This is a genomic window from Ruegeria sp. BHSB056 (genome assembly GCF_059613305.1).
In genome coordinates, this window is sequence record NZ_JBXWSG010000144.1 from 1 (window position 1) to 4,891 (window position 4,891).

The 4,891-nt window shown below is 59.8% G+C and carries 2 protein-coding genes; one reads left to right on the plus strand and one right to left on the minus strand.

Annotated features, from left to right (window positions below):
* Positions 1-1,285, minus strand: a 1,285-nt coding sequence (gene xdhA / locus AC2FND_RS19535; protein WP_496771381.1) for a xanthine dehydrogenase small subunit, incomplete at its 3' end; no start/stop codon positions are given.
* Between the two features lie 345 nt (positions 1,286-1,630).
* Between xdhA and dnaE the strand changes: the two genes are divergently transcribed.
* A partial coding sequence (dnaE, locus tag AC2FND_RS19540; protein WP_496771382.1) for a DNA polymerase III subunit alpha occupies positions 1,631-4,891 on the plus strand: 3,261 nt, incomplete at its 3' end.

The following is a 4,891-nucleotide window of genomic DNA, read 5'->3' on the forward strand; positions in this document are numbered from 1 at the left end:
TCTCAAGCCTGTACGTGGCCGAGGCGCGCATATCCGTAAGCGGTGAATAATCGTCGGCAAAAGCGGGCAGAGCGGCGTCAATCGCCTCGCGCGCCCACGGCTTGCCGATCAGCGCGGCCTCGACATGGGCTGCCCGTTTCGGAATGCCAGCCATACCGCCAAACGCGATGCGCGCAGCCGCCACCCGTCCGTCCGAAATGGTAATGTTGAAACATCCGCACACGGCCGAGATATCCTGATCGAACCGTTTGCTCAGCTTGTAGCATTTCAGCCGGTCCGCCTGACGCGGGAAGCTGACGGCTTCGACAAACTCACCCGGCGCGCGGTCCTGTTTCCCGTAATCGATGAAGAAGTCTTCCAGCAGGACTGACCGGCGTTCATCACCTTTGCGCAGGTGCAGCGTGGCACCCAATGCGATGAGCGCGGGCGGGTTGTCTCCGATTGGTGAGCCATTGGCGATGTTGCCGCCCACAGTGGCCGCGTGGCGGACCTGAACACTGGCATAGCGCCGGATCATTTCGGCATAGGATGGGTGAATGTCCGCCAAGGCGTCGCCCATACGGTTCATATCGACCATGGCACCGAAACGAATTTCTTCGCCGGTGATCGTGATCTCTTTGAGATCGTCACAGCGGTTCAGGAAGATCACCGGATCAAGATCGCGTAGTTGCTTGGTCACCCAAAGCCCAACGTCTGTTGCGCCCGCAACCAAAGTGGCATTCGGGTTCTCGGCATATACGGCAGCCAGCGCGTCGGACGAGCCCGGCAGCATGGGTGAGGCGGCAGGCGTTGCGACAGGCTTGTCCTTGACCCAGACAGGCACGGGCTGTTTCTCGGCCGCTTCGGCTGCGCGAATAATGGGAGCGTAACCCGTGCAACGGCACAGATTACCGGCAAGCTGTGTATCGTGATCCGTCGCGCCATTGGTGTGACCGGCCACCATCGACATGACAAAACCGGGCGTGCAAAAGCCGCATTGCGAACCGTGCAAGTCAACCATGGCTTGCTGAACCGGATGGACCTCGCCATCGGGGCTGCTGGCGCCTTCGACGGTTCGAACCGCCTTGCCATGCAACTGCGGCAGGAACAGGATGCACGAGTTCAGCGCCTTTGCGCCACCCGCATCCGTCACCATGACAGTGCAGGCACCGCAATCGCCTTCGTTGCAGCCTTCCTTGGTGCCGGTCAGGCCACGATCTTCACGCAGCCAATCCAGCAGAGTGGCCGTCGGATTGATATCCGTCAGCTCCACTGTCTCTCCGTTCAGAAGAAACGTGATGTCCATTCGAGAAACCCGTCGCCTTACCCGGTTGCGCCCTGGTGGTGCCCTCCTTCGATGCGACGTAGAAAGAGTGGCGGGCGGATAGCTTGCCAATGGATGTTAGAAACAGCATGCGTGATCTGGCAAGAAAAACTGCCTGTATGATGCATCATTACAGCCAAATGGCGTGGATTTGCGCACCCTGTTTAAATATCAGTTGCTTGAAACTAAAGCGTTTTTTTGTCAGTGAAGATACCGCTTTCCGAAGCACCTTCTGGAAAATCCGAATAATCGAAAATGATTATTTTGCCAAACAACGGCGCAGGTTCCGGCTTTTGCATGCCTCGCGGCTAGGGTAGCCTGCCGTTCATGAGCAGTACCCCCCGATTCATTCACCTACGTGTTCACACCGAATATTCCCTTCTGGAAGGCGCTGTGCGGCTGAAAAAACTGCCCTCCCTGTGCGAGAAGATGGAGATGCCTGCCGTTGCAGTGACTGACACGAATTCCATGTTTTCGGCGCTGGAATTTTCGGTGACAGCCAGTCAGGCTGGTGTCCAGCCGATCATGGGATGTCAGGCTGATCTGACTTATGTGCAATCGCAACCGGGGGAAAAGCTGAAAACGCCCGCGCCGCTTGTTCTGCTGGCACAGTCCGAGGCGGGGTACGAGAACCTGATGAAGCTGAGCACGTGCCTTTACGTGGACAAGGGCGGGCAGTTGCCGCAGGTCACGCTGGACGAGCTTGCGGAACGCTCCGACGGGCTGATCTGCCTGTCAGGAGGGCCTGACGGGCCGGTGGGCCGCCTGTTGCAACAGGGGCAACGTCCGGCGGCCGAGACGCTGGTGGATCGGCTGGCCGCGATCTTCCCGGATCGTCTGTATATCGAACTCCAGCGTCATCCGGGCGAAGACGGCCAACCCGAGGCCGAACGCCAGACCGAGCGCGGCCATATCGAAATGGCCTATGCCAAGAACCTGCCGCTGGTCGCCACCAATGACGTCTATTTTCCAACCTCGGATATGTACGAGGCCCATGATGCGCTGATCTGTATTGCCGAAGGGGCCTATGTCGACCAGCAGGAAGGCCGCCGCCGCCTGACCGCGCAGCATTATTTCAAGTCGCAGCAGGAAATGGTGACGCTGTTCGCTGATCTGCCCGAGGCCATTGAGAACACGGTCGAGATCGCGCGCCGTTGCGCCTTTATGGCTTATCGCCGCGATCCCATCCTGCCGAAATTCGCCGATGACGAGGTCGCTGAACTGCGCCGCATCGCCAATGAAGGCTTGCAGAAACGTTTGGCGGTAATCCCCCATGCGGTGACGCCCGAGGAGTATCAGGAGCGGTTGGATTTCGAACTTGGCATCATCGAAGGCATGGGCTTTCCTGGTTACTTCCTGATCGTTGCCGACTTTATCCAATGGGCCAAGGATCACGATATTCCGGTTGGACCGGGGCGGGGATCGGGTGCGGGCTCGCTGGTGGCTTATGCGCTGACAATTACCGACCTCGATCCGCTGCGTTACAGCCTGCTGTTTGAACGGTTCCTGAATCCCGAACGGGTTTCGATGCCCGACTTCGATATCGACTTCTGCATGGATCGCCGCGAAGAGGTGATCCGCTACGTGCAGCAGAAATACGGGCGCGACAAGGTGGGGCAGATCATCACTTTTGGTGCCTTGCTGTCCAAGGCCGCCGTACGCGATATCGGGCGGGTGCTGCAAATGCCTTACGGACAGGTGGACCGTCTGTCCAAGATGATCCCCGTGGAAGGCGTCAAACCGGTTTCCATCGAAAAAGCCCTGAAGGACGAGCCGCGCCTGCGGGAAGAAGCGCGCAACGAAGAGGTGGTGGATCGTCTGCTGACATATGGCCAGCAGGTCGAAGGGCTGCTGCGCAACGCCTCGACCCACGCGGCTGGGGTTGTGATTGGCGACCGGCCACTGGACGCGCTGGTGCCGATCTATCAGGACCCGCGATCCGACATGCCTGCGACCCAATTCAACATGAAATGGGTGGAACAGGCCGGGCTGGTAAAGTTCGACTTTCTGGGGCTGAAAACCCTGACCGTGATCCAGAACGCGATGGACCTGATCTTCAAGTCCGGACGGAAGCTGCATATCGCCGCCGATGGCACCGAGCTTTACGAACCTGCCGAGGGGGCCGAGAACCAGATCAACGCCATCCCATTGGATGACGAAGCGACGTATAAGCTCTATTCAGCGGCCAAGACGGTCGCGGTGTTCCAGGTTGAATCCTCGGGCATGATGGACGCGCTCAAGCGCATGAAACCCACCTGCATCGAGGATATCGTGGCTCTCGTGGCGCTCTACCGCCCCGGCCCGATGGAGAACATCCCCACCTATTGCGAGGTCAAGAACGGCCAGCGCGAGATCACCTCGGTCCACCCGCTGATCGACCACATCTTGGAAGAAACGCAGGGCATCATCGTCTATCAGGAGCAGGTGATGCAGATCGCGCAGGTCATGGCGGGCTACAGCCTTGGCGGCGCCGACCTGCTGCGCCGCGCGATGGGCAAGAAGATCAAAGAGGCGATGGACGCCGAACGCCCGAAATTCGAGGCCGGCGCGGCCAAGAACGAGGTGGACGCCAAGAAGGCCTCCGAAGTGTTCGACCTCTTGGAAAAATTCGCCAACTACGGCTTCAACAAGTCCCACGCGGCGGCCTACGCGGTGGTCAGCTACCAGACCGGCTGGCTCAAGGCGAACCACCCGGTCGAGTTCATGGCGGGCGTCATGAACTGCGATATCCACCTGACCGACAAGCTGGCGGTGTATTTCGAAGAGGTACGAAAGGGTCTGGGCCTGCCTTACGTGCCGCCCTGCGTGAACCGCTCGCTGGCGACCTTCGACGTGGTGGACGGCCAACTGGTCTATGCGCTGGGCGCGCTGAAAAACGTGGGCGTCGAGGCGATGAACCTGGTGGTGCAGGGCAGGGGCGACAAACCTTTCGTCAACCTCTTTGACTTCGCCCGCCGGGTCGATCTTAAGAAGGTCGGCAAACGTCCGCTGGAAATGCTGGCGCGTGCGGGCGCTTTTGATGAGCTCGACAAGAACCGTCGCCGCGTGTTCGAAAGCCTTGACCGTCTGGTACAGTATTCGGCGGCGATCCATGAACAGAAGAACTCCAATCAGGTGTCTCTGTTCGGCGAGGCAGGCGACGACCTGCCCGAACCGCGCCTGTCGCCGACGCCCGACTGGCTGCCGGCCGAGCGCCTCAGCGAAGAATTCAAGGCCATCGGCTTTTACCTCTCGGGGCATCCGCTGGACGATTACATGCCTGCGCTGAAACGCAAACAGGTGATGACGCTGGACGAGGTGACGGAAAGGGCCCGGTCTGGCCCGTTCATCGCCAAGATGGCCGGGGTTGTCGCCGGGCGGCAGGAACGGAAATCGGCCAAGGGCAACCGGTTCGCCTTTGCCCAGCTTTCGGACCCGACCGGCGCTTATGAGGTCACGCTGTTTTCCGACACGCTGGAGAAATGCCGCGAGTTTCTGGAAACCGGCGCTCAGGTGGTTCTGACCGTCGAGGCGACGATGGAGTCCGATCAGCTCAAGCTGCTGGGTCGTTCGGTTGGACCAGCGGATTCTGTGGTGGCCGAAGCCGGG